The organism is Bacillus cereus group sp. RP43, from assembly GCF_040459645.1.
In the GTDB taxonomy this organism is placed as follows: domain Bacteria; phylum Bacillota; class Bacilli; order Bacillales; family Bacillaceae_G; genus Bacillus_A; species Bacillus_A mycoides_C.
The window spans coordinates 2,116,927-2,140,766 of the sequence record NZ_JARVHQ010000001.1 but is presented as its reverse complement, the minus strand read 5'-3'; the positions used below and the strand labels follow the sequence as shown (position 1 = coordinate 2,140,766).

The window sequence follows — 23,840 nt, the reverse complement described above, 5'->3', positions numbered from 1 at the left end:
TCTATCGTAGATTGGAAAAGGGCACGTTTTACTGGCCATCTGGTCATCCAAGTGTGCCACTTACTATATCAAGACGACAATTGAGATGGCTTCTTGATGGATTTGCTTTTCAAAAAAACAAGGTCATCAAGTTGTACATACGAAAACCATTCTATAAAAATCATATATGAAAAAGGCATTTGGATGATTTTGTTGAATGGATTCATAAAAGTGAATTAAACAAAAAATAACTTCAAAATCAACTTTTATTGTATATTTTGGAGTTTCTTTACGTGTACATGTCACTGTATCTACCATATTAAATAGAATTTAACACTTAAAATAATAGATATTATGATTAAGTTTCACACAGATTATTAAAATAGGTATCCATATTCTAGAAATTTATGGTAAACAATTATTATTTACCTGTTATAATTACGTTATAATTATTTAGTTTTATTAGATGTTTAATAAGGTTATTCCAGACATTTAAAATAACAGGGGGTTCACAAATGAGCAGAAAAACAAGTAAAGTTAAAAAGTTTTTTGGATTCGTACTAACCGCAACACTAGCAACTACAACGATGGTAGGCACAGTAAGTGCAGAAACAACTACGAAAACAAACGGTAATGCAAATAGCTATAAGGTAGTTAGCAATAGTGACACTGTATTTACAGATGTACCAAAGGACCACTGGTCAAAAATTGCTATTGACTACTTAGCGGCAGCGGGGATTTTTAAGGGATATGGAAATGGAAAATTTGGTTTTGGGGACAATGTTACTAGAGGACAGGTAGCTTCTTTAGTCAATCGACATTTAGGTTTAATAGCAGACGATAAACAGGCGAATATGTTTAGTGACATTACAAATCATATGTTTGAAAAGGATATTAACGCCATTGCGCAAGCTGGAATTATGACAGGTGATGGATCAGGTACATTTCGTCCAGATGATGTATTAACTCGATATGAAATGGCAGTAGTGTTACAAAAAGCATTTCATTTAGAATCAAAAGGACAAGGGAGCTTTAAAGATGTACCAAAAGGTCATTGGGCCTATGAATCTGTAAATGCAGTGCGTAGTAACCGTATAGCACAAGGTGACGAATCAGGTAATTTTAATGGCAACATGATTGTGAAGCGTGAGCAATATGCACAATTTTTCTATAATGCAATAGCAAAGAACAGATCTTATAATTTCAACATCAATTCAAAAGAAGAACTGAAACAAATGTTAACAACAGCTTTACAGAATGGGACGTTTGGTCCATTTAAATTAGATGCACTAGGTAAAGATATATCTGAGGTGAAAAAAGAATTTGGAGCGCCTGATGTTTGGAAGCAAGCACCATGTACAGAATGTGATGCCCCTAATACAGCGGTATACGGAGATTATAATATTGATATGTACCCTTCAGACGCTAGATATATATGGGTGAAAATGGATATCTCTATCAACGAATTAAAAGAGTGGTTTGGTGAACCAGATGGAATCGGAGAGGATATGACTAGTGAAGGATTTATATATAATCGAGGAAGCTATTCTCTTTATTTCAGCTTCTCTGATGGTTATATTCAACGCGCTAAGATCGCTAAAATTGAACATCATTAATACGTTACAAGCAATATAAAATATATAAAGTATAAAAAAATCCTTCAAGAACGTGCCTTTTCTTGAGGGATTTTATTTTGTTCCTATCTATTTCACATAATACAAAGCTGTAAAACTCCTACTGATTAAAGTTTCACTTTATTTTTCTTAGTGCTCCGCATTCCATTCACTTAAATACGTTGCATATTCTAATTCATCTGGATCATCATATAACATAGAAATAAACTCTAATTTATTTCCATCACAATCTAGAAAATATACGCTTGCAGCTGGCATCCACCTTTGGACAATTGGTTCTCGATTTCCTTTCCCCAGACTCCCTACTACCTCTATTCCACGCTGCTCTAACCACAATTTAGAAGTCCTTAAAAACTCTAAATCTACACGAAAAGCGAAGTGTTTCGTCTCAAACTCTTCATTAGTATGTACTTCCCATAATCCGAGCATTTGTTTTTTATTTTCTCCTATCCAAAAGAACGCAACTCTTCTTTTCGATAGTCTTTTTGCTAATGATAAACCTAACTTATTTTGATAGAAATCTATCGCCTTTTCTAAATTTCTTACATGTAAATGAGTTTCATATATGCTTTTTATCATTATATATTTCTCCCTCCCCTACATTCTGATTTTTAAAAGTATATTTTGTTTTTATAATACAAATAAATATATTTTAAATCATCCTACTTTTGTCTAATTGTTCTTTCCTACAAAGGTATAAGTATACACCTTCCAGCTTTCTCATTCATGTCCCGGCGCCGGAATTCAATAAAGTGAAACTTTAATCAATGTGATTTGTTCATCACCACTGATTATTACCCGGCACTAATCTTGCTTTTATGAACAGTTAGCTCTCGCCTAATTTCCTCGCATTCGCCGATTTTGAGATAGAAGTTTTAATGCCCATAAATAGCGGGATAAAAATTTCATTTACATTCATAAATTTTTATAATGTAATAAAGGTAACATCTTAATAATAGAGGAGGAACTGTTCTGGATAAAACAAAGGTTATGGCTTATTTTAGTGCAACGGGTGATGCATTCCCTATTGAGGCAGTTACCGATGCCCTAAGTATCGAGCCTACAAAAACTTGTAAAAAAGGAGATGTTGTTGCAAGACCTAGTAATCCGAATCTTGTATCCACCAAAATCATATATAGAAAAGAGACTGATTGGACTTTAAGCACTGGATACCAAGAATCATACAATATAAATAATCAGTTGAATGTAATTCTAAAATCCCTTGAAGGGAAAACAGAACAATTAAAACATCTTAAGGAGAAATATGGTTTAGAGTTTCTTTTTATGGTAGTGATTCAAGTGGAGAATAACGAATCACCCGCAATGTATTTACAAAAAGATATTATTGATTTTGCTAGTTTAATTCAAGCAGAAATTCATTTTGATTTATATATTTAGTCAAAATAAAAACGCTGTTGATGTTGGAATCAACAGCGTTTTCTTATGTGGTTATATATGTGAATTACTTTAAGGTTTTCTGTGAAAAGCAAGATGTATTTTATCTTGCTTGCACCTCAAAACGGAATCCTTTTTCATTTATATAGCCTCTTTTTATTTCAACTTCCCTTCAAAAACAATCTTCCTACCACACGGTTCAACTTCTGTTTTCCCGTCTTTCTTCACTTCATGAAAGATTGGCTCTTCCATGCGACGAGACGGTGCGTAGCCTTCTTGTTCCATACGTGCTAAGCAATCTGTAATTGTTTCATTTTCGAGTACTTCAAATTTTTTCTTATTAGGTTGTTTTGTCATGCCCTAACCTACTTTCTATTTTTCTTGATGCGAATTGATTTTTCATGTAAATAATATATAACATTGCGAGAATACCCATTATAATCATAACCGCAATAAAAAAGCTTGTATACTGTATTTTTTCTATAAATACGCCTCCTAATACAGGGCCCATAATACTTCCTATACTAAAGGCGATTCCGGATAATATATTACCTGCTGGTAGTAAGTGTCTCGGTAATAAATCTGTCATAAATCCAAGTCCTAATGAGAAGCACGAGCCAATGACCATACCTGCTATAAGCATACAGGTAAAGACAATCCAGTAATATTGATCAAATACTGCTGCAAGTAAGAAAATACCAGTGCTTATACTGAACATCCACGTTAAAATACGATCTCTTCCGTATTTATCACTTAACATACCGAGCGGAATTTGTGTAATAATACCGCCAACTGCGAATGCGGGTAATAAGAATGAAACTTCCGATACAGACCATCCTTTGCGCAGTGCGTATACTGGCAAATTACTATTTAACATCGCTTCAAGTACACCGTATGCAAGCGGACCAATAAGTGCAATCCAAGCTAATCCAACGACTTGTTTATAACGAGAAAAGGATGATTCACTTTCAGTTTTCGCCTCATCTTGTGCTGGAAATGCATTTTTCGTTGGTAGTAGTAAAAGCCAGCCAATTAAACAAAGTATAGTAGATACGATAAATGGTGTTGAAAGACCGTACTGAACAGTGCTTGCTAAATACGGGCCAACTGCGAAACCAATTCCGAAGAATACACCGTATATCGATACTTGTCTACCTATTTTACTAGGGTCTGACGTTGTCGTAATCCACGTTTGCGTTCCGACATGGAGCATATGATCTCCAACACCAACTAGAAACCTAAGAATAAACCATACCCAGAATGAAAATGTTTGTGTAAAAAAGAATAATGAAATAATAACGAGAAACCCACCAATTACGATAATTGGTTTCATTCCAAACTTTTGCATCGGTTTTTCAAGAAACGGTGAAATAAATAATATCCCGATGTATAATGCCGTCGCATGAATACCGTTAATACTTGAACTAACCCCTTCTTGTTCAAAAATCATTGCGATGGCAGGTAAGAGCATACCTTGTGACAAACCTGAAATTGCCACAATCCCAACCATAATCCAAAAAGTAAAACGCATTGACATCCTTTTCCCTCTCTTTCTCCCGCTTTCCACTTTTCATTATAAACTGTATCTGTAAAAGCGTGTGCGAATTATTCATAATAAAAAAAGAAGCTAAAAGAATGAACCTTTCAGCTTCTTATCCTTCCCAAACTTGTGCTTTCACATAGTAATGAAAATGTTTAAAATATGGATTTTCATAAAATGAAGGCCCAAATAAAATCGGATGTGTATGGACCATTGGTTGCTGCATTTGTAAAGGAACTACAGCTGGTGAAACTTGCATATACATCGGATCAATAATAAATTTTACATATTGGTGATCATTATACGGAGAATGATATATTAAAAATGGATTATGCATTGACTGTCTCCCCTTATACATACAAATGCTATAGTATATGCAAGGTTTATATTTCGGGAATTATTTATTGTCTAACCAATCCTCTACATGCCCAATAAATACATCTAAACAATCAATAAACGGTGAATGCCCGCAATCTTCTAACACCTTCAACTCCGCATTTGGCAAATGTTTCGCTAATTCTTCGCCAACTACTTGTGGTACAACATAATCGCGGTCACCTTGTATGACGAGTGTTGGGGCTTGAATACGATGAATGTGTCCATTTCCTCGTACAACACCATTATGTTCATCTGAAATATTAAATGTAACTAATGAATAATTCACATCAACGAAATTGCGCTGCGTTAACATATCATCTAAATACTTTTCATAACGATCCGGTTTAGGTTGATTATGTGTGTATATTAATAGATTCCATACTGTACGATAATATACTTTATTCATATTTTTTATTGCATCTAGTACTGGTGCAATTTGCACTGGGTCTTGCGCAATTTCTTCTTTCGTTTTTAATAAACTCGATACGATTGGTTGCCCGTTAATATCTTTTTTAAATATCGGGTATCCTTTCATCCCTACCGATTCTACTAATATTAGCTTTTCTACAAAAGTTGGGTGGCTCGCTGTAAACTCCATCGCAACACCGCCGCCCATTGACCATCCCACTAATGAAAATTTCTTTAGTTTTAATTCATCTATAAAAAGTTTCACATCTTCTGCAAAGTCTTGTAAAGAATCTATCGGCTTATTATACGTTGATTGTCCAAATCCTCTTAAATCAATTGCGTAAATATGATATTGATTTTGCAGTTTCTCAATAACTAAATCAAAGTGTTGTGACGATGTCATATTCCCATGAATGAGTACGAGCATTTCTTCATTTTGCCTTCCAACTTCTTGATATGCAATTGTTTCTCCGTTCGATAGTGAAACAAACTCCATTGTTGCAGGCTTAATCATTACAAGTTCCCCCATTCTTTTAATAGAAAGAAAATTCTTTACTTAATTAAAGAATACCACGTAGAATGTATGTTCTCAATATAAAATCTATACGAAATTTCCACATAAAACAACATGTCTATTACTAGACAATTAAAATAAAAAGGTATATAGTTAGCTAGGTAACTAATTTGAAAGGATCAAAATATATGGACGAAAAACAACATTTTTTCCACATTGTTAGTCAAACTTCTCGTAAGTTTACGAAGAAATTTAATGAACGTGTATCTCCAACGGGATTATTTAGTGCGCAATGGGCTGTTATTTTCCGCATTAATCAAACTGGATCTTGTACCCAAACAGAATTATGTCAATATTTAAATGTTGAATCACCAACGATGACTCGTACGTTAACACGTATGGAAACGATGGGCTGGATTATTCGTACTGAAGGAAAAGATCGCCGTGAGAAGCTCATTTCCTTATCGGAAACAGCAATAAAAATGATTCCAGTATGGCAAGAAGAAGTTGATGCCTTTGAAGAAAAGACGCTAGAAGGTATTAAAGAAGAAGACTTACATGAAGCTTTTCAATTGTTACAACAAATCATCAAAAATTTAGATCATTAATATGGAGGGATGACGATGCAAAGTGAAAAACTTTGGACGAAGGATTTCCTCGGAACTTGTTTTAGTAGTCTGTTTCTCTTTTTAACATTTTACATGCTTATGACTACTCTGCCTGTCTATGTTATAGACAGCCTAAAAGGAAAACCTGAGGAAATTGGTTTAGTTGCAACTGTTTTTCTTATTTCATCTGTTTTATGTAGACCATTCACAGGAAAATGGCTCGATGATTTAGGAAGAAAGAAAATATTATTTATTTCACTTTCACTATTTTTAGCCGCTACTGTTATGTATTTCGGTACGCAAAGTTTATTTTTATTACTTGCCCTTCGCTTCTTACATGGTATTGGATTCGGAATGGCAACGACAGCAACTGGAACAATTGTAACTGATGTAGCACCAGCTCATAGACGCGGTGAAGCACTTGCTTATTACGGCGTATTTATGAGTCTACCGATGGTAATTGGTCCTTTTTTAGGTTTAACAATTATTTCTCATTTTTCATTTACTGCATTATTTATCGTTTGTTCGGTATTTTCATTACTCGCATTTTTATTAGGATTAGTAGTGAATATTCCTCATGAAAAACCAGTAAGTAAACAAGCACGAGAAAAAATGAAATGGAAAGACTTAATTGAACCATCTTCTATTCCAATCGCTCTAACAGGATTTGTTTTAGCCTTTTCTTATAGTGGTATTTTATCCTTTATTCCTATTTATGCGAAAGAGCTTGGTTTAGGAGAAGTTGCTAGTTACTTCTTTATTTTATACGCACTTGTTGTGGTCATTTCTCGTCCATTTACAGGGAAAATATTTGATCGCTTCGGTGAAAATGTACTTATTTATCCCGCTATTATTATCTTCACAATTGGGATGTTCATTTTAAGCCAAGCGCAAACTTCATTTTGGTTCCTTGGCGCAGGTATGTTAATCGGTTTAGGATACGGAACATTAATTCCAAGTTTCCAAACGATTGCAATTTCTGCCGCTCCAAACCATCGACGTGGTTCTGCGACAGCTACTTACTACTCGTTCTTTGATAGTGGCATTGGCTTTGGTTCTTTCATTTTAGGTATAGTCGCTGCCAAATCAAGTTATCATAATATGTATTTTATCGCAGCTATTATAGTTGCGTTCACTTTACTACTTTATTATGGATTACACGGACGAAAACAAAAATTCAAAAAGCAAAGTACAGATGGACAAATATCTGCTTAACGTTCATAAGGAAAGTAAACTTACCCGTTTACTTTCCTTATTTTGTATTTCTTTTAAGACGAGCGTATACTTATAATAGAAACTAAAGGAGGTACCTACATGAATGTAAAGAAATCTCCCCTGCTATTACTGTTACTAGTATTACTATTCGTAGTTACAGGGCTTGGGTTTACTTTTTTTAAACATAATAAAACGACCCCCACTAAAGCTAATGTCACAAAAGAAAACTGGTTAGACGATCCTTACTTACGCTGGTCGTATACACATATGAAAGAATTCACTTTAATAAATGAAGTAAAAAACAACCCTGACCAAGTTGCTGCCTTCCCTACCGCGTTACAAAACTTAGACGATTTTGCTGTGGAGCGTAGATTTGGAAATACAATTCCTCTAAAAAAGCTTTTAGACGAAAACAAAACAGACGCTTTTGTCGTTGTACATAATGGTCAACTTGTTTATGAACGATATTTCAATGGATATAACGAGAGTAATCCTCATGGAATGGCATCGTTAGCAAAGGTGTTTACTGGTGCAATCATACAATCTCTCGCTGAAGAAAATCTTATTAATGTAGAGAAAACAGCTAACACTTACATAAAAGAATTAAAAAATACACCGTTTGGTAAAGCTACACTTCAGCAATTACTGGACATGCAAGTTTCCGCTGAATACCCTACTCACGGATATATGCAACTAGGACTAGAAAATCAAGATGCTCAACTATATTTAGCTAGTAATATTTTACCCCGAGGTAAAAATTACGAGGGGCCTATGAAAATTTATGATATGTTACTAGAAGCAGAAGAAACTGCACCACCTGGCTCCGCTTTTTCTTACAATAACGGCTCAACTGAAACACTCGCCTGGATTATCCGAACAATCACTGACAAATCATTAGCTGAAAATGTAAGCGAGCAAATTTGGTCTCAAATTGGTATGGAAGAAGACGCTTATTATGTTACAGATGAAACAAAAGTAGAACAAGCAAGCGCCGGTTTAAATGCAACTGCTAGAGATATGGCGAGATTCGGGCAATTACTTTTAAATAATGGTCAATATAATGGAAAACAAATCGTCCCTTCTTCTATTACAGAAAGTGTAAAAAATATACAAGAAGGCGAACTCGCAATTGGCAGCGGCGCTTCAATTTCTTATCATAATCAATGGTGGATTCCGCATAATGAACAAGGCGCTTTCGAAGTGTTAGGCAGTTACGGACAAACTCTTTACATCGATCCGAAAGCAAATATGGTTATCGTCCACTTCTCTTCTAACGCTGCGCCTAGTAATGAAATACATTCGACTTACTCAAATATGTATGTTGATATTGCACATCATTTGGAGAAGCTTCCACGGTAGTGGAGGCTTTTTTTATTTACCCCGCATTAACTGGCAGTAAAACTCCCACCTCAAAATTCAGGTGGAGCAAAGAAGTTAGGTGGGAGATCAACTGCCCGTAAACGCCCGATTGGTGCGGGCTGATAATCAGTGTGGGATGCCCCCCCACTGATTAAAGTTTCACTTTACACAAATCCTATTCATAGTGATAATATTTTATAAATTTGAAAACACTAGTGCTTAGGAAAGGAGGGATTGTGAATGTCTGTGAAAAAGAAATTAACTGGATTGATCATTCCACTTGCGATGATTATAGTTATGACAGCTCTAGGATCACTCAATATATTTGCCGAATCCGACGTTGTGAGACAGCCTATTGAGGTTGAATTGAATGATGATTACTTTAATCCGAATGTCATCACTGTTCCGGCTGGGAAAACGACAACGTTACTATTGAAAAACCAAGGAAATAGAGATCACACCTTTACGGTAAAAAAACTCGGAATTGACGCCGAGGTCCCGTCAAGAAAAGAAAAAACAATTACCGTAAAACCTGAAACTCCCGGTACATATGAACTAATATGTCGGTTCCACTACTTGAAAGGAATGGTTGGAAAAGTAATAGTCAAATAACAAGCAGTACCGACCCTTACTTTTTTATAATGTGAAACTTAAATTCGCGGGGGTGCCCATCCCCCGCAGATTATAAGCTCTCACTAATCAGTTTTTTACGTGCAGCATAAAATCGTTACGTTGTCGTAGCGTACGAAATTTGTGTTTTGTTGGTGCTACCCCAAGCCCATCAAGCTAATATTTTGAAGTTCCCCCCCCTAAACGAAATTTTCTTTCGTTACAATTAGCTACTTATAAGAGTTTAAATCTTTTTTTCGTTGGGATAACAATAAATTTCTTAACTTGATGGTGATGTGGCGGTATCCCTAATTAGTATCCATAGAAAAAAGAAACCTAATTGGTATAGGTTTCTTTTTGATTAATACCTAAGGGGATTGTTGTTCAATTAGAAAAATGTTTTAGACTGAACATCGTTGATTTAATTAACGTCTTTGTTTTATTAGTCCAATTTGAATTGTTTTCCTTTAAAATATCCCATTTGTATGCTCTTTGTTTGTTTTTTACAGAGTTTAGCTTACTTTAGAAAAATTTGCGACAGAACCTTTAAAACTATTATTTATTTTTATAACCTTTTAACATATTTTTTGAATAGCGATTCGGATATAAAGCATTTAACATCCCGTATGGACTACCATTCCAATATCTTCTTAATGGTGTCCATAATTTATGTTTTATTAACCACCTTTGTGTATAGATAGATGGCAATTGATCCTCTGTCAGTTTTTCCTTTTCTTCAATAGTCCATTTCAGTGCCTCTAATGCTTTTTTTTCAGTCCAAAAGCCAGTAGGTGTAAATTTTAATTCCCATTCTTTATATTAACCAGGATATAAATCATTTAGCATGGAGTACGGACTGCTTTCCCATAATATCTGACATGGAGAGATCAGTTTATGATTAGTTAGCCATTTTACGCTGTAAACTTGTAGTAATTGGGTAGGAGTTAATTTTTCTTTCTCTTGAATAGCCCATCTTAGTACTGCCAATGCCCTATCTTTGGTCCAAAACTTATTAGGAGTCATAATAAATTCCCACTCTTTAAATTTATTAGGGTATAAAGAGTTTATCATTGCATAAGGGCTACCCTTCCAGTACTTAACTAATGGCGCACTGAGTTTATTTTCTTTTAACCATTTTTTTCCGTATACCTTTAGTAATTGTTCTTCGCTTAGCTTTTCTTTTTCTTCAATAGTCCATTTTAATACTTCAAGAGCTTTTTCTTTAGTCCAAAAATTTAAAGGTGTCATACCAAGTTCCCATTCTTTAAATCTATTAGGATATACGTATTCAATCATTTTATAGGGACTATTATCATAACTATGTTTGAGTACACCAAGTAATCGATATTTTACAATTAAAGGCGTATTCCATTTTTGTTTAATATCTTCTTCATTCCACTCTAAGATTTTCTCAATTAAATATTTTGTTACTCTTCTAGATAGCTCTCTATTGTCGTCTTCTTTCCATATTTGTGGGTGGAGTTTTAATTATGATTGGTCACCTTATTCTAGCATTACCAGGGAGTATTATTACTCTATTTATTTCTATGGTGTTTTTAATACTCGGAACAGGTTTATTAAAACCAAATATCTCCAGCATTGTTGGGAATTTATACAGTGTATCAGATACGCGTCGAGACTCTGGGTTTAGTCTTTTCTATATGGGCATTAAATTAGGTGCTCTTCTGGCTCCTTTGGTTGTTGGTACATTAGGACAGGAATATAATTTTCATCTTGGTTTTGGAGTCGCAGCAATTGGTATGATAATAGGTTTAACATTATTTGTTTTCACGAAAAAAAAGACACTTGGTTTAGCTGGTACCCAAATACCAAATCCTTTAACAGATATCAAAAGAAAAAAACTGTTAAACACTTCAGCATAAGTATAACCGTAATTATAATTTTATGTGCTATTACTATACCCACTGGGTTATTAACTATTAACCGTTTTACTTTTTTAATTAGTATCTTAGGAATTATTATTCCTACTTGTTACTTCATTTATATGTATCGTAGCCCAAAGACTACTAAAGTCGAACGTTCTCGTCTTCTTGCTTATATTCCACTATTTGTTGCAGCCACAATATTTTGGGCTATACAAGAACAAGGTGCAATTATTTTAGCAACATATGCGGATCAACGGACCCAATTACAATTTGCTGGATTTAAGATACATTCCACATGGTTCCAATCATTAAGTCCTATATTTATAGTGATACTTGCCCCAATGTTTGCATGGATTTGGGTAAAACTTAATACAAACCAACCTTCAACAACTAAAAAATTCGCTATTGGACTACTGTTTGCTGGATTATCATTTTTAATTATGATTTTACCTGCCTGTATGAGTGGTACAGACTCTCTAGTGAGTCCTATCTGGTTAGTTCTTAGTTTTTTACTAATAGTAATTGGTGAAGTTTGTTTATCGCCTGCTGGGTTATCAATAACAACAAAATTAGCTCCGGCTGCTTTTTTTCAGCACAAACAATAAGTTTATGGTTTTTATCTACTGCATCTGCACAAACCATAAATGCACAGGTTGTGAAATTATACGATCCTTCTACAGAAATAATTTACTTTGGAGTTATTGGAGCTGTATCTATCTTAGTAAGTATGGCCTTATTTATGCTATCAACAAAAATTCAAGGCTTTATGAAAGGACTTCAGTAACATGAAGGAAGACACTTGTGAGGGTGTCCTCCTTTTTTGTTGCTGTATTTTCTTATTAATCTAATTTGTTTTTTACATTTTTTTTTAAACTTTCCCCTATTAAATTTCAATAAGTATAGGTACAATCATTGGTTTTTTCTTAGTATGTGTATATACATATTGTCGTATTGATTTTTTTATTTGTTTTTTCATTACATTCCATGAGTTTCTATTTGCTTCTTGTAGCTCGTTAACAGTTTTTATAGTAAGTCGATTAACGTCTCTTCGGAGTTCCGAGAAATCTCTATCCACAAATCCACGAGAAATGGTATCGGGGTCAGAAATCAACGTTCCTTCCGCTTTGCTCATAGTTAAAATAATCATGAGCATCCCATCTTCTGAAAGTTGTTTGCGGTCTCGTAACACAATTTCCCCAATATTATCGACATCCCCCCCGTCTATGTAGGTATTCCCCACCGGTATTTTCCGGGTCTGACGGGCAATGGTATGTTCAATATCGACGACATCCCCATTATTGATGATAAACGTGTTTCCTTGCTCTACTCCAACAGATTCCCCTAACAAACGGTGATGGTGCAGCATTCTAAATTCACCGTGAATGGGAATAAAATATTTTGGTTTCATTAATGTAAGCATTAGTTTTAAATCTTCTTGATAACCATGGCCAGAAACATGCATTCCGGATGTACTTCCTGATCCATAAATCACCTTGGCTCCAAGGGCAAATAAGTTGTCTACGATACTCGTGATATTTCGTTCATTCCCGGGTATTGGACCTGCTGCAAAGATAACCGTATCTTCAGGTAAAATGTCGACACCGCGAAAGTTTCCTGTGGACAGGCGAGCAAGAGCAGCCAATGGTTCTCCTTGACTCCCCGTGCATAAAATGGCCACCCTTTCAGGAGCCATTTCATTGATTTCATGTGGGGCAATTAACATTCCATCTGGAACTGTTAAATAACCACGTTCCATAGCGACCGATATGACATTAACCATACTTCGTCCAAGTAACGCAATTTTTCGATTTGTTTTTTGTGCTGCATTCACGACTTGTTGAACGCGACTAATATTTGAAGCAAAGGTAGAAAGAATAACTTTGCGTTCGGCTTTCATGAAAGTTGCTTCCACATGTTCACCTACTATCTGTTCCGATGGGGTCAAACCAGGACGCTCTGCATTGGTACTCTCAGATAATAGAAGCAAGACCCCTTCTTTGCCGATTGCAGCCATTTTATGAATATCCGAATTCTCATTATTCGCAGGGGTTAAATCGAACTTGAAGTCCCCTGTATGTACAATATTCCCCTCTGGTGTGTGAAAGACTATTCCCAAGCAATCAGGAATACTATGGGTCACTTTGAAAAAACTTACCCTTATTTCTCCAATTGTCAAGTTTGAGTTTGAGTTGATTTCAATAAGTTCACTTTCTCTTAGGAGTTTATGTTCTTTTAATTTGATTTCAATTAATCCTAGTGTGAAGCGTGTGGCATAAACTGGTACATTCAATTTTTTTAAGAAGAACGGGATCCCCCCGATATGATCTTCATGTCCATGTGTGACAATTAAAGCCCTGACTTTATCTTTATTTTCTACTAAATAAGCTATATCAGGGATAATCAAATCAATTCCTAATAAACTTTCATCTGGAAACTTATTGCCACAGTCGATAATCACAATATCGTTTGAATATTCAATTGCATACATATTTTTTCCGATTTCATTCAAGCCGCCTAAGGCGAAGATAGATAATGCATTCTCTATTGTACTCAAATTTATAACCTCCCATTTTAAATATAATCTTAGTATGCCCTTAGGTTTCCCTTTATCAGTAGGTTGAATGCTCGAGATTCCTAGAAAAAAGGGAACTTTAGACTTGTTTTTACCTAAATATACTGACTACAACATTGATGTCTTCGTTTCACACATTGTTATCGAGGTCTTTCCTCCCATGGAGACAGCTACTATTGAAATCACTCATGGTTTTCGATTCTTAATAAAGATGCAATTCTTTTTTAAGAAATGCGCCCGATAATGGAAGATCGTTATGCAGAAGTCATGCGGCACTTACATTGTAGAATAGCCCTCTAAAACAGAAGAAGCTCTCCTCATACTAATTGCATAGCTTAGGGTGAGAACAAATTCTTCTAAATCATATCTACGTGCATTGGAAAAACCGTTGTCTTCACCTTTAACACTGAATCCACATCTCATCAGAACCTTAAGGAATACTTCAAATTATTAGCTTGATGGACATGGGACGACACCCTAATATGCTTGGATTAAAATCATTGCAAACAGCTAAAAAGGTGATTGCAAGAATAGAAGTTATGCATATAATCAAAAAAGGACAAACTCTCCAAGATGAAAAGTTTGTCCAAAACCATGATCTCTTTGGTTCAACAATATAAAATTCAGTTCCGCTAGGAATTTTTCGTTCTTTTTTCATATCTCACTATTTTTGCATCAGAACTAACAATAGTGAATTAGAATAATGACTTAATACTTGCTAGGACAGTAAGGATACCTATAATAATGACAAATACATTGCTCATTTTCCCTCTATATTTAGCTAGTACAGGCACTTTACGAATTGCATACATTGGTAATAAACATAAGATCGCAGCAACTAATGGACCGCTAAGGGCATCAATGATTCCAAGAATACTTGGATTTGCATAAGCAACATACCAGCATGTTAATACGACAAAAGTAAGAATCATTGTCTTAACTGTTTTTTCTCCTATATCTTTCCCGCGTGTTTTACCGGACTTAATAATCATGTCACGCATTACTTCATATGCTCCTATATAATGGCCAAGGAAAGACTTTGTAATAGCCACAAAAGCAATGATTGGAGCTGCAATAGTGATTACAGGCGAATTAAGCTCATTAGCAAGATATGATAGGATTGACAAATTCTGTTCTTTTGCCATCATAAGATCATTTGGAGTCAAACTCAAGGTACTGCTCCAAACAAAGAACATAACAACAGCGAATGTCATGATATAACAAACTTTTTGTATTTGAGCACATTTGGCATCAGTAGCTTCTATTCCATACGTAGCTCTCTGTTTCATAACAAATGACGAAATCATAGGAGAATGATTAAACGAGAATACTACGATTGGTAGTATCATCCATATCGTTCCCAAATATCCTGTTCCTGTTGAAGCAGTAGTAACACTTGAAAAACTAAGCATTGAAGTATTCCACTGTGGAATCAAAGATATTGAGATAAAAAGTAGAGAAGCTATGAAAGGATATACTAGCATGCTCATTATCTTTACAGTGATATCTTGACCAAAATTTAGTATAGCGATAAGACCGAGTACTAATACAAGCGATAAAATGGCCCTTGGAGGCTCCGGCATGTGCAATTGATGCACGATAAAACTACTTGCAGTATTTGTAAGTGCAACCGAATACATCAGCACGATAGTATAAATTGAGACGAAATATACGATGTTAAAAATGATACTTGCCTTATTTCCGAAATACTCTCTTATTGTACCTGTAATCCCCTCATCAGCAGAATTTGAAGCGTATATCATTTTAGCAAGCGCCCTATGTGAGTAATACATAACTGGATATGCAAGTAATGTAATTAGTAGTAATGATAATACCCCCCCTGAACCTGCATTAATCGGTAAAAAGAGTACTCCTGCTCCAATTGCTGTTCCAAAAAGGCTCAATGCCCAGGTAGTATCCTGTTTATGCCACTTTGTAGGGTCTGGATATTTCTCATTTTTTACTGCAGTATTTTCAGCCTGAAATTCTATTTTTTTTGCAGTATTCCCATTCATATAATAATTCCTCCTTGTGTCCTATTCTTCCGTCTCTTTTTAAGGCATTAGGAATATAGACCGTTCTTGAAAAATGAATTGCTTACAAAGTGCACCACATCGTGTGTCCTTCTTCTAAGTTGATCAAAATCGAAAAATTCGCTAGTCATCTACCTGATGGGTTTGTTAGCTCGTACAAAACACTTTAATTATATAGTAGTATATTTTAGTGATAATGGCTCTCAATATACAGACATCCTTTGGAGAACAATAGAGAATAGGATTGTTAACTATTTCACAATATTTCCGATAACTGTTTATTAATTTGATTGTTTCTCCCCAAAGATTTTATTTTTAATGGCAATCCCTGTAGGTGTGGCCGCAATTCCGCCTAAACCTGTCTCTCTTAATTCGCGAGGCATCTGTCTTCCAACTCTATACATCGCTTCAATAACTTCGTCTGCATTGATGATATTGTTTACGCCGGCTAATGCGATGTCCGCTGCTGCCAAAGCATTTGCCGTTCCAATGGCGTTTCTCTTTACACAAGGAATTTCTACCAAACCAGCGACTGGATCACAAACTAGACCAAGTAAATTTTGTAATGCGGTTGAGAAAGCTTCAGAAGATTGCTGTGGCGTTCCTCCGGCAGCTTCTACCGCTGCTGCAGCCGCCATTGCTGAGGCACTGCCTACTTCAGCTTGACATCCTCCGTACGCTCCTGAAATACAAGCGTTATTTGCGACTATCGTTCCAAATAACGCTGAAGTGAATAGAAAATGGATCATATCTTCATGAGTTAACTGCAACGTATCTGTAATACTATATAGGACTCCCGGGATCGTCCCACTCGCACCTGCTGTTGGGGTTGCACAAATAGCCCCTAATGCAGCATTTACTTCATTAACACCGATAGCACTTTGAATCCCTAACACCATCAAATCTCCAGAAAGAGTTTTCCTATTTTCTCGATAGTTTTTAATTTTAACAGCATCACCTCCGGTTAAACCGGTCGGAGAAAATACCCCGTCGCCCTCGATACTTTTATTTATGGCATTTTCCATAGTCGTTAAATTTCTTTCCATTTTACTCCAAGCTTCTTCATAAGAAGTTTTAGTTTGTTCGATTTCCTGTTCGATTGCTAATTCATAAATTGGCTTTTGGCTTTTATTAGCTGCATCCACAATTTCTTTTATGGTCATATACATATTTTTTCACCCCTTAAAGTAACTAAAGAATAATGATATTAGCTATATTGCTTAAATTTCCTAATTCCTTCTGAACATAACCAGGCAATAGCGAATCCAAAGCGAATGCATATAAATATTTTCTGTTTTCTTCTAAACTATGAAAATTGTTAATTTCCACATCATATTGTTTAAAGATCCTGCGTAAGACAAATTCAAAGTCAGCTCTTTCGGAAATCGCAATAATAACTGGCAATGGCCCCTGCAGATCTAAGCTAAATCCGTCAATTTCAACATGTTTGACTTCAATTAATCCACCGCCGACCGAAATACCCATCGTTCTAATACTTCGGCTTTCATCCTCTAAATATACATCTGCCGTATTTGGATGACCAGCAGGACTATCACCCGCTTTTTCAATAAAGGTAATGTCAATTCCTTTAGATTCTGCTATTTTAATAGCATCTGGCACTTTGCTGTCATCGGCAGCAAATCCTAATATCCCAGCAATAATTGCAAAATCAGTTCCGTGTCCTTTATGGGTTTCAGCAAATGATTCATAATACCTTACCACGACTTTTTTTGGAAGACCTTGAAATAATTTATTGGCAACTGTCCCAATAGCCAAAGCACCTGCAGTATGTGAACTTGAAGGACCTATCATTACCGGCCCAATCACATCAAAACAACTTTTGTATTTAACAACCTTTTTTTCTTTAATAGATGCTACATTCATGTTCATATAAGCACCCCCATAATTTATTATTTTTAATTGCAGTTGAATCTAAGTTATTAGAATGACCAATTCAAAATAAAATCAAGTTGATAACGCTTTCATTTTTCGTGTTAATAAATTTCCCTTCTGACCACACACCTTTCTTAGAGTAATCGTATCAGTATGTCCAATTTTAGAAGGTTACTTGCAAGGTCTTTAGAATTTTCGCACCAGAACTAGGTTTGATATTTTCTCTAGAGGTAATAGATTATCTCTCGACGCCCTCATTATAACTTGTATATTTATGAGTTTAATATTTTTTTATTTTTAGAAAGATTGAATAAACAGAATCTTGAATGGATAATAAATTACACTTGGCATGTAGCAATTGTGTCCATTGTTTGAAGCTGTATTAGTTAGTAGAAAAGCAAAAATAACACAGAGTTCCTTTTATTAACACATTGATTATATTGGAAAATCATTATAAAGATACTTATACTTTCCTTTGTTGAAACATCTTATTTTAGACGTGAAAGCTGTTGCAATAAATGATTAATGTAGATGAAAAGGAATAAATTAATGAAATATAAAATCTTTTTCGGATATTCATGATACTTTTTGCATTTATATACATTTTCAGAAAAAAGGAACTTTTTTTGGCTCTGGTGCAAACACTCCAAAACGCTTGTAAGTAACCTCCTAAACTTGGACATACTGATACTAGTACTCTAAAAAAGGATGTGATTGGTATGGAAAAGCAAAATCTATTTAAGTGGAAACATTATCAACCGGATATTATTTTATTAACCGTGAGATGGTACCTACGGTACAACCTCAGTTTTCGTGATTTAGTCGAAATGATGGAAGAACGCGGGCTATCCCTTGCTCATACAGCTATCATGCGGTGGGTTCATCAATATGGTCCCGAATTAGATAAGCGCGTACGACGTCATCTTAAGTCAACCAATGATTCTTGGCGAGTCGATGAGACGTATGTGAAAGTCAAAGGTCAATGGATGTACTTATATCGTGCTGTTGATTCAAAAGGAAATACAATTGATTTTCATTTAAGCAAAACAAGAGATCATAGGGCTGCAAAGCTTTTTTTCAAGAAAGCTTTGCAGTCTTTTCATGTTTCAAAGCCCCGTGTGATTACAGTGGACAAAAACCAGGCCTATCCTATAGCGATTGAAGAGTTGAAGAAAGAGAAAAAGATGCCTGTGGGCATCCAAATAAGGCAGGTGAAATACCTTAATAACATTGTAGAACAAGATCATCGCTTTATAAAGAAGCGAATCCGTTCTATGCTAGGTCTTAAATCTTTCTCCACAGCTACATCCATTCTTTCTGGAATAGAAGCCATGCATATCATTAAAAAAGGCCAACTTATTTTACGAGACAAGTCTGTCCAAAATGAAATAAAGTTTATTCATCAACTATTCGGAATGGCTGCATAAGAATAGATTTCATTAGGAATCTATATACCTCTTTCAAATACATGCAATCTTTGCACCAGAACCGCCGCACACCTGCCTCGTTAGTTAATATGCAAATGAAACCCAATGTCTTTCAGGCGAAAGTATAATCTTGGTTTGGAAATATACAACTGTTTGACATAAAAAAGACCATCGAAATGATGGTCTTGCAGACTGTAGACAAATGCATAAAATTACGGATGAATCTTTCTCTGAACACTTACTTTACTTCTTTCATAAATAGTCTAACGTTTTCAGCGATTTCTTTGAATTTGGTATGGTGTAAATAATGTGATCCATCCATGGTTACTACTTTTCCATGTACCGAGTCTTTGATCTGCCCTTCATGCAGAGGTATCCATCCTGCTACACCTTCATTATTCGCTTGTACAAAGAGAAGAAGTGGAAGATATTTAGGGAAGTTTAAACCTTGAGCCCCTTTAAAATTAGACGAAATATGGTTCATCTCATTCAAGGTTGTGTCATTATACATGTTTTTATTCGAAATCATTTTCATTTGCTCTACGGTTTTTTCATCAAATGCCAGTCCAGCATAGGGGTCAGCACTGATTTTCATAGTCAATCTTAAGAGACCTGATTTTTTGAGATATGCAAACGTTTTTAATGGGAAATTGATATCCATACCCGGTTGTGTTGCAACACTGCTATCGATTCCGACAAATGCAGTCACCTCGTTTGGATATTTGTTCACATAATCAATTCCATAAATGCCTGTAATGGAGTGGCCCATGAGCATGTATCTGTTAATATTAAGCTGCTGTAAAGCTTCATGAACTTCACTTACCATATTCTCCGTGGTTCGCTCTTTTACAGTTTCATCACTTAATCCATAACCGAAAGGCTCTACCGCAACAACTTTGTAAAATGGAGATAATTCATCGATAAGAAGCTTAAAATCAAGCCCTGGAGTAGCTGTTCCATAACCAGGCAGGAGCACGATTGTTTCCTCGCCCTCGCCTTGAATTAACACATTCATGTTTTTCCCGTCTACAGATACGTGCTGCCCGTAGGGCACTATTCGTTTTTGCTCCGAATGACTACTCATCACATTTGCGATATAAACAATACCTAAAAAAAGTACAATGGCTAGAACGATTGCTCCTATGATTTTAAGTAAGATGTTTCGCACTTTCTTTATTTTCATTCCACTCAGCTTTTTCTTTTCCTCTTGTTGTATCACTGTCATCTTCTCCTGTCCTGATCTGTTTGTTTGTTTGCCTTCCTTCATGTGCCTGTAATGAAACCTTAACCAATGAAGATGTACTCCCCATGACGACAAATAGCTGTACTGGAAAAATAATATTTGGAACCACCATTATCTTGTAAAATAGAAATTTTAAATAGGTCAATATCCAATGTATAAGCAATGATTTGTTCTGTGATTAACCAAAAACTATATATTACTAAAGAAAACCAAGGATAATCTATTTTAAAAATCCTTAGAAATATATACATACCCAACGTTCCAGCTAAAATAGATAAAATAATATCTAACATAAAAACACCCCTTACACTACTTCACATAACTCCCGAAATAGGAGATTAAAGTGTACTAACCCAGTACAATTCTATATTTTTTTCTTGTACTTTTTTCATTAGTGTTTGTACGGCAGTATCTGGCATAACTTTATGTCTTCTTAAATTTTCTTTGTCTGATACAATCCAGTAGAATTCTAGATGAGATTCTTTGGATGTAGGATTTGTTTCAACTTCTAATGTATTACTATTAACTTTAAAGACATGATTAATTTCGTAATGTTATGTATTCTCATCTTTCCATTGATTTTCAATTACACCAAGGAACTTTTCAATAGAACAAAGAGTTCCTATCTCTTCCTCCCACGCCCGTATAAGTACATGTTGTACTGATTCTCCTAATTCAATATGTCCTCCTGGCAAAAACAATGATGTCCTTTATAGTGTGCTACTAACAATTTCCCGTCTTTTATAAGTACGCCTCTTGCAACATGGTGAAATTGAACCTTCATGTTTTTCCTCCTTAAATTGCTTATCAAGTATTAAATTCTTTTATAAGTAGTGAAATCCCTTTGTATAATGTATTCATGTAAAGTGAACATAACGTCTTATTATCGGTAGCAAAGATAAGGCGAATTCCTACTCTCATAAGGGAACCTCCTTTTTTGTTCTATGGATCTATGCATTTTTTTATATATTCCTATCCTGGTGCGGTTTTAGGGTTCTTGTTTGTTATTGGATTAGCCGAAAAACTGTATAAAATCTTGCATGCTCTTAGCGTGGGTTTTTTCCAAAATGTTGGCGGTACCCCATCACCATCAAGCTAAGAAATGCAAATACCTCAAAACGAAAAAATGAGCATTTTGTTACAAGTTAGTACAAAATTTCATTCTGGGGGTACTATAAAATTTTAGCTTGTTGGGCATGGGGTACCGCTACTATCACACAGGAATTGTTCCCTAGCACTTTCTAGGGCTTTTTCTATCCATATTATTAATTGCATCAAGATTATAAGCACGTTATAATAGTCAGCTAATTACATATAAAGAGGTGCAGGAAATGAATAAGACAGAATTAACAAAAGTAGTAGCAGAAAAAGCAGAACTTACACAAAAAGATGCATCTGCAGCAATACAAGCTGTATTAGATACAATAACAACTGCGCTAGCAAATGAAGAGAAAGTACAGATTCTTGGATTTGGTACATTTGAAGTACGTGAAAGATCTGCACGTACAGGACGTAACCCACAAACAGGTGAAGAAATGCAAATCGCTGCTTCAAAAGCACCTGCTTTTAAGGCTGGAAAAGAATTAAAAGAGGCAGTGAAATAATTACATATATTGAAAAGGGTTTGATATTCATATCAGACCCTTTTTCAATAGCCTTTTTGTTCATAAAACAAAAAAGTATCATCCAAAATATATATCGGATGATACCCCTTCATTTTTAAACATATTATTTCTAAGTACACATCATGCAAAATTTATATAAATAATATAGATTCCCCAAAGAATGTAACCAACTTGTATTATTATAAACATTGTAAGTTCGAAACCAGTGAGCTTTCTTTGTCTTTTTATTTTTCGCAAATACAGATAAAAACTAAAAGTAGATAAAAACATTAATAATATAGAAGCATTATATATATTTTCTATATAGATTTTTCTCCTTGTTCCCCCTTGGAGAGGAGCAGTTAGTTTTTGCTAATTGCTCTTATATTTATAACAAAGATAAGATTCTTTAGAATGATTCTTCTTTATTTCTCAATATAAGGAGCCTTGGATTTTTATTAAAACTCCTGTAGTATATGAACAAAGAGTAAGGTAAGAGTTACTCTTTGCCATTTTAGGAGAGGTTCTGTTGGAAACAACAGGACCTTTTTTCGTAAAGAGATGGTTTTGTTTAATTTTTCACCACTAACCATAAGAAATATCTTATAATCGTTATATACTAAATTAAATTAATAGATTAGGAGTAGATCAAATGCCAGTTACACTAGAACTTATTCTTTTCATTCTTATAGCAATTAGTGCTGTTGGCTATTTAATAAAAGAATTTCAAAAAACTAGGAAAAGAACACTTGGAATTTCAATCGAATTTTTGGTTCTTTTCTGGTCAATATGGAGAATATCGACTATCATAATCTAATTTGTAAAATATAATCTCCCTTGAATAAAACTTAACATTCCGTCAATACTATGGATAGGCTGTTAAACAGCCGGAAATCTCTTGTGTGTAACCTTACTAATCGAGACTTCCTTCAAGACTGAGCAGTTAGCTTTTGCTAGCTGTTTTTCATTTGAAATCAAATAGTGTTTTTGTTCAAAATGATGCCCCATTCATTTGGACACATTTACCACTATTTTTACCAAAAAATTCATGATATCGTTAATTAGTCGAGTACGTCATTACTTGACGATTATCCTTAGAATCCCCGCAGACAAACGGGGTTTCTTTTATTTAAATAGCTTTTTGGTTAAAAGCCTTTCACACTTAAACTAGACAAGCATATGTTATTGTATGGAGACCTTCCAAGCATAGCAATCTACCTTTCAAGGAGCATACTTATTAGTGTGCTCTTTTTCGCTTGTTATGAAATAAAGATTTCGTTCATTTTTTTGATACATTTATGAAACATTCATGTGTTATCTTCAGTAAGTCCTTTTAAAAACAGAAAGATTTATTATGTAAAAGACCCTAGTCCCCTCTAGGGCTTTTTACGTTCAAATAAGGATATTATTAAAAAACTGCACATACATTAATCATGGTAGGCTTTTCGATATGAGTCTTGGTCATAGGGCGCCTTAAAAAGCGCTCTTTATTTTTATAGTGACAGGCTCAATAACTCCAAGTAACAAATACAATATAAAAAAT

20 protein-coding genes and 4 pseudogenes are annotated in these 23,840 nt (G+C 34.9%); 11 read left to right on the top strand and 13 right to left on the bottom strand.

The window, feature by feature from the left end; genetic code table 11:
* Window positions 1–53 precede the first annotated feature (53 nt).
* Together QCI75_RS11255 and QCI75_RS11250 are read left to right on the top strand one after the other, a co-directional pair.
* On the top strand, window positions 54–170 hold the full coding sequence (locus QCI75_RS11255) for a hypothetical protein (RefSeq protein WP_353761518.1): 117 nt from the start codon (window positions 54–56) through the stop codon (window positions 168–170).
* A gap of 324 nt (window positions 171–494) precedes the next feature.
* Complete coding sequence (locus QCI75_RS11250) at window positions 495–1,595, top strand: S-layer homology domain-containing protein (protein ID WP_353760478.1); 1,101 nt, start codon at window positions 495–497, stop codon at window positions 1,593–1,595.
* Between the two features lie 147 nt (window positions 1,596–1,742).
* Here QCI75_RS11250 and QCI75_RS11245 read toward each other — a convergent pair whose 3' ends face one another.
* The gene (locus tag QCI75_RS11245) at window positions 1,743–2,192 is read right to left on the bottom strand and encodes a VOC family protein (RefSeq protein ID WP_353760477.1); all 450 of its coding nucleotides are present in this window, start codon (window positions 2,190–2,192) and stop codon (window positions 1,743–1,745) included.
* 411 nt (window positions 2,193–2,603) lie between these two features.
* Between QCI75_RS11245 and QCI75_RS11240 the strand changes: the two genes are divergently transcribed.
* The gene (locus QCI75_RS11240; protein ID WP_353760476.1) at window positions 2,604–3,011 is read left to right on the top strand and encodes a DUF4279 domain-containing protein; all 408 of its coding nucleotides are present in this window, start codon (window positions 2,604–2,606) and stop codon (window positions 3,009–3,011) included.
* A gap of 153 nt (window positions 3,012–3,164) precedes the next feature.
* Here QCI75_RS11240 and QCI75_RS11235 read toward each other — a convergent pair whose 3' ends face one another.
* The 4 genes from QCI75_RS11235 to phaZ form a co-directional block, all read right to left on the bottom strand.
* Window positions 3,165–3,365: an NETI motif-containing protein gene (locus QCI75_RS11235; protein WP_000166302.1), complete on the bottom strand. Its 201-nt coding sequence runs from the start codon at window positions 3,363–3,365 to the stop codon at window positions 3,165–3,167.
* Window positions 3,349–4,545, bottom strand: a complete 1,197-nt coding sequence (locus QCI75_RS11230) for an MFS transporter (RefSeq protein ID WP_353760475.1) — start codon at window positions 4,543–4,545, stop codon at window positions 3,349–3,351. The genes QCI75_RS11235 and QCI75_RS11230 overlap by 17 nt, the downstream gene beginning before the upstream one ends.
* 115 nt (window positions 4,546–4,660) lie before the next feature.
* Window positions 4,661–4,885, bottom strand: coding sequence for a hypothetical protein (locus QCI75_RS11225; protein WP_353760474.1), 225 nt, complete (start codon window positions 4,883–4,885; stop codon window positions 4,661–4,663).
* A gap of 60 nt (window positions 4,886–4,945) precedes the next feature.
* Window positions 4,946–5,848, bottom strand: coding sequence for an intracellular short-chain-length polyhydroxyalkanoate depolymerase (gene phaZ / locus QCI75_RS11220; protein WP_353760473.1), 903 nt, complete (start codon window positions 5,846–5,848; stop codon window positions 4,946–4,948).
* A 188-nt stretch (window positions 5,849–6,036) separates the two neighbouring features.
* On the opposite strand from phaZ, the gene QCI75_RS11215 reads away from it, so the two are divergent.
* The 4 genes from QCI75_RS11215 to QCI75_RS11200 all read left to right on the top strand — a co-directional run bounded on the left by QCI75_RS11215 (window position 6,037) and on the right by QCI75_RS11200 (window position 9,642).
* Entirely contained in the window at window positions 6,037–6,456 is a 420-nt protein-coding gene (locus tag QCI75_RS11215; protein ID WP_142344887.1) for a MarR family winged helix-turn-helix transcriptional regulator, read from the top strand.
* Window positions 6,457–6,471: 15 nt separating this feature from the next.
* Entirely contained in the window at window positions 6,472–7,671 is a 1,200-nt protein-coding gene (locus QCI75_RS11210) for an MFS transporter (protein ID WP_353760472.1), read from the top strand.
* 99 nt (window positions 7,672–7,770) lie between these two features.
* Window positions 7,771–9,030, top strand: coding sequence for a serine hydrolase domain-containing protein (locus QCI75_RS11205; RefSeq protein WP_353760471.1), 1,260 nt, complete (start codon window positions 7,771–7,773; stop codon window positions 9,028–9,030).
* A 240-nt stretch (window positions 9,031–9,270) separates the two neighbouring features.
* On the top strand, window positions 9,271–9,642 hold the full coding sequence (locus QCI75_RS11200; protein ID WP_353760470.1) for a cupredoxin domain-containing protein: 372 nt from the start codon (window positions 9,271–9,273) through the stop codon (window positions 9,640–9,642).
* Between the two features lie 552 nt (window positions 9,643–10,194).
* Here the strand turns inward: QCI75_RS11200 and QCI75_RS11195 are convergent.
* Window positions 10,195–11,115 (bottom strand): annotated as a pseudogene (locus QCI75_RS11195) (DUF4046 domain-containing protein); the annotation flags it as partial.
* Here QCI75_RS11195 and QCI75_RS11190 point away from each other — a divergent pair.
* Window positions 11,103–12,309, top strand: a pseudogene (locus QCI75_RS11190) (peptide MFS transporter); the annotation flags it as partial. The pseudogenes QCI75_RS11195 and QCI75_RS11190 overlap by 13 nt on opposite strands.
* 99 nt (window positions 12,310–12,408) lie before the next feature.
* Here the strand turns inward: QCI75_RS11190 and QCI75_RS11185 are convergent.
* Window positions 12,409–14,079, bottom strand: a complete 1,671-nt coding sequence (locus QCI75_RS11185) for a ribonuclease J (RefSeq protein ID WP_353760469.1) — start codon at window positions 14,077–14,079, stop codon at window positions 12,409–12,411.
* A 497-nt stretch (window positions 14,080–14,576) separates the two neighbouring features.
* On the opposite strand from QCI75_RS11185, the pseudogene QCI75_RS11180 reads away from it, so the two are divergent.
* Window positions 14,577–14,717: pseudogene (locus QCI75_RS11180) on the top strand (IS6 family transposase); the annotation flags it as partial.
* Between the two features lie 75 nt (window positions 14,718–14,792).
* Here the strand turns inward: QCI75_RS11180 and QCI75_RS11175 are convergent.
* The 3 genes from QCI75_RS11175 to sdaAB all read right to left on the bottom strand — a co-directional run bounded on the left by QCI75_RS11175 (window position 14,793) and on the right by sdaAB (window position 18,020).
* Entirely contained in the window at window positions 14,793–16,112 is a 1,320-nt protein-coding gene (locus QCI75_RS11175) for an aromatic amino acid transport family protein (protein WP_353760468.1), read from the bottom strand.
* A 299-nt stretch (window positions 16,113–16,411) separates the two neighbouring features.
* Window positions 16,412–17,299 (bottom strand): L-serine ammonia-lyase, iron-sulfur-dependent, subunit alpha, encoded by an 888-nt coding sequence (sdaAA, locus tag QCI75_RS11170; RefSeq protein ID WP_353760467.1) that lies wholly within the window; start codon window positions 17,297–17,299, stop codon window positions 16,412–16,414.
* A 22-nt stretch (window positions 17,300–17,321) separates the two neighbouring features.
* The gene (sdaAB, locus tag QCI75_RS11165; RefSeq protein WP_002120784.1) at window positions 17,322–18,020 is read right to left on the bottom strand and encodes an L-serine ammonia-lyase, iron-sulfur-dependent subunit beta; all 699 of its coding nucleotides are present in this window, start codon (window positions 18,018–18,020) and stop codon (window positions 17,322–17,324) included.
* A gap of 722 nt (window positions 18,021–18,742) precedes the next feature.
* Here sdaAB and QCI75_RS11160 point away from each other — a divergent pair.
* Window positions 18,743–19,450 carry an IS6 family transposase gene (locus QCI75_RS11160; RefSeq protein ID WP_353760466.1) on the top strand — a complete coding sequence of 236 codons (708 nt, stop codon included), beginning with the start codon at window positions 18,743–18,745 and terminating at the stop codon, window positions 19,448–19,450.
* A gap of 238 nt (window positions 19,451–19,688) precedes the next feature.
* Here the strand turns inward: QCI75_RS11160 and QCI75_RS11155 are convergent, their stop codons facing one another.
* The 3 genes and pseudogenes from QCI75_RS11155 to QCI75_RS11145 all read right to left on the bottom strand — a co-directional run bounded on the left by QCI75_RS11155 (window position 19,689) and on the right by QCI75_RS11145 (window position 21,477).
* On the bottom strand, window positions 19,689–20,669 hold the full coding sequence (locus tag QCI75_RS11155; RefSeq protein WP_353760465.1) for an alpha/beta hydrolase: 981 nt from the start codon (window positions 20,667–20,669) through the stop codon (window positions 19,689–19,691).
* 65 nt (window positions 20,670–20,734) lie between these two features.
* Window positions 20,735–20,986: a hypothetical protein gene (locus QCI75_RS11150; protein ID WP_353760464.1), complete on the bottom strand. Its 252-nt coding sequence runs from the start codon at window positions 20,984–20,986 to the stop codon at window positions 20,735–20,737.
* A 45-nt stretch (window positions 20,987–21,031) separates the two neighbouring features.
* Window positions 21,032–21,477 (bottom strand): annotated as a pseudogene (locus QCI75_RS11145) (NUDIX domain-containing protein).
* Window positions 21,478–22,024: 547 nt separating this feature from the next.
* On the opposite strand from QCI75_RS11145, the gene QCI75_RS11140 reads away from it, so the two are divergent.
* Window positions 22,025–22,297 carry an HU family DNA-binding protein gene (locus QCI75_RS11140; RefSeq protein ID WP_353760463.1) on the top strand — a complete coding sequence of 91 codons (273 nt, stop codon included), beginning with the start codon at window positions 22,025–22,027 and terminating at the stop codon, window positions 22,295–22,297.
* Window positions 22,298–23,840 lie beyond the last annotated feature (1,543 nt).

Excerpts from the sequence above, each read along its gene's own strand:
- QCI75_RS11250 (WP_353760478.1), top strand. The coding sequence starts at position 495 with ATGAGCAGAAAAACAAGTAAAGTTAAAAAGTTTTTTGGATTCGTACTA.
- QCI75_RS11245 (WP_353760477.1), bottom strand. The coding sequence starts at position 2,192 with ATGATAAAAAGCATATATGAAACTCATTTACATGTAAGAAATTTAGAA.
- QCI75_RS11240 (WP_353760476.1), top strand. The coding sequence starts at position 2,604 with ATGGCTTATTTTAGTGCAACGGGTGATGCATTCCCTATTGAGGCAGTT.
- QCI75_RS11235 (WP_000166302.1), bottom strand. The coding sequence starts at position 3,365 with ATGACAAAACAACCTAATAAGAAAAAATTTGAAGTACTCGAAAATGAA.
- QCI75_RS11230 (WP_353760475.1), bottom strand. The coding sequence starts at position 4,545 with ATGTCAATGCGTTTTACTTTTTGGATTATGGTTGGGATTGTGGCAATT.
- QCI75_RS11225 (WP_353760474.1), bottom strand. The coding sequence starts at position 4,885 with ATGCATAATCCATTTTTAATATATCATTCTCCGTATAATGATCACCAA.
- phaZ (WP_353760473.1), bottom strand. The coding sequence starts at position 5,848 with ATGATTAAGCCTGCAACAATGGAGTTTGTTTCACTATCGAACGGAGAA.
- QCI75_RS11215 (WP_142344887.1), top strand. The coding sequence starts at position 6,037 with ATGGACGAAAAACAACATTTTTTCCACATTGTTAGTCAAACTTCTCGT.
- QCI75_RS11210 (WP_353760472.1), top strand. The coding sequence starts at position 6,472 with ATGCAAAGTGAAAAACTTTGGACGAAGGATTTCCTCGGAACTTGTTTT.
- QCI75_RS11205 (WP_353760471.1), top strand. The coding sequence starts at position 7,771 with ATGAATGTAAAGAAATCTCCCCTGCTATTACTGTTACTAGTATTACTA.
- QCI75_RS11200 (WP_353760470.1), top strand. The coding sequence starts at position 9,271 with ATGTCTGTGAAAAAGAAATTAACTGGATTGATCATTCCACTTGCGATG.
- QCI75_RS11175 (WP_353760468.1), bottom strand. The coding sequence starts at position 16,112 with ATGAATGGGAATACTGCAAAAAAAATAGAATTTCAGGCTGAAAATACT.
- sdaAA (WP_353760467.1), bottom strand. The coding sequence starts at position 17,299 with ATGTATATGACCATAAAAGAAATTGTGGATGCAGCTAATAAAAGCCAA.
- sdaAB (WP_002120784.1), bottom strand. The coding sequence starts at position 18,020 with ATGAACATGAATGTAGCATCTATTAAAGAAAAAAAGGTTGTTAAATAC.
- QCI75_RS11160 (WP_353760466.1), top strand. The coding sequence starts at position 18,743 with ATGGAAAAGCAAAATCTATTTAAGTGGAAACATTATCAACCGGATATT.
- QCI75_RS11150 (WP_353760464.1), bottom strand. The coding sequence starts at position 20,986 with ATGTTAGATATTATTTTATCTATTTTAGCTGGAACGTTGGGTATGTAT.
- QCI75_RS11140 (WP_353760463.1), top strand. The coding sequence starts at position 22,025 with ATGAATAAGACAGAATTAACAAAAGTAGTAGCAGAAAAAGCAGAACTT.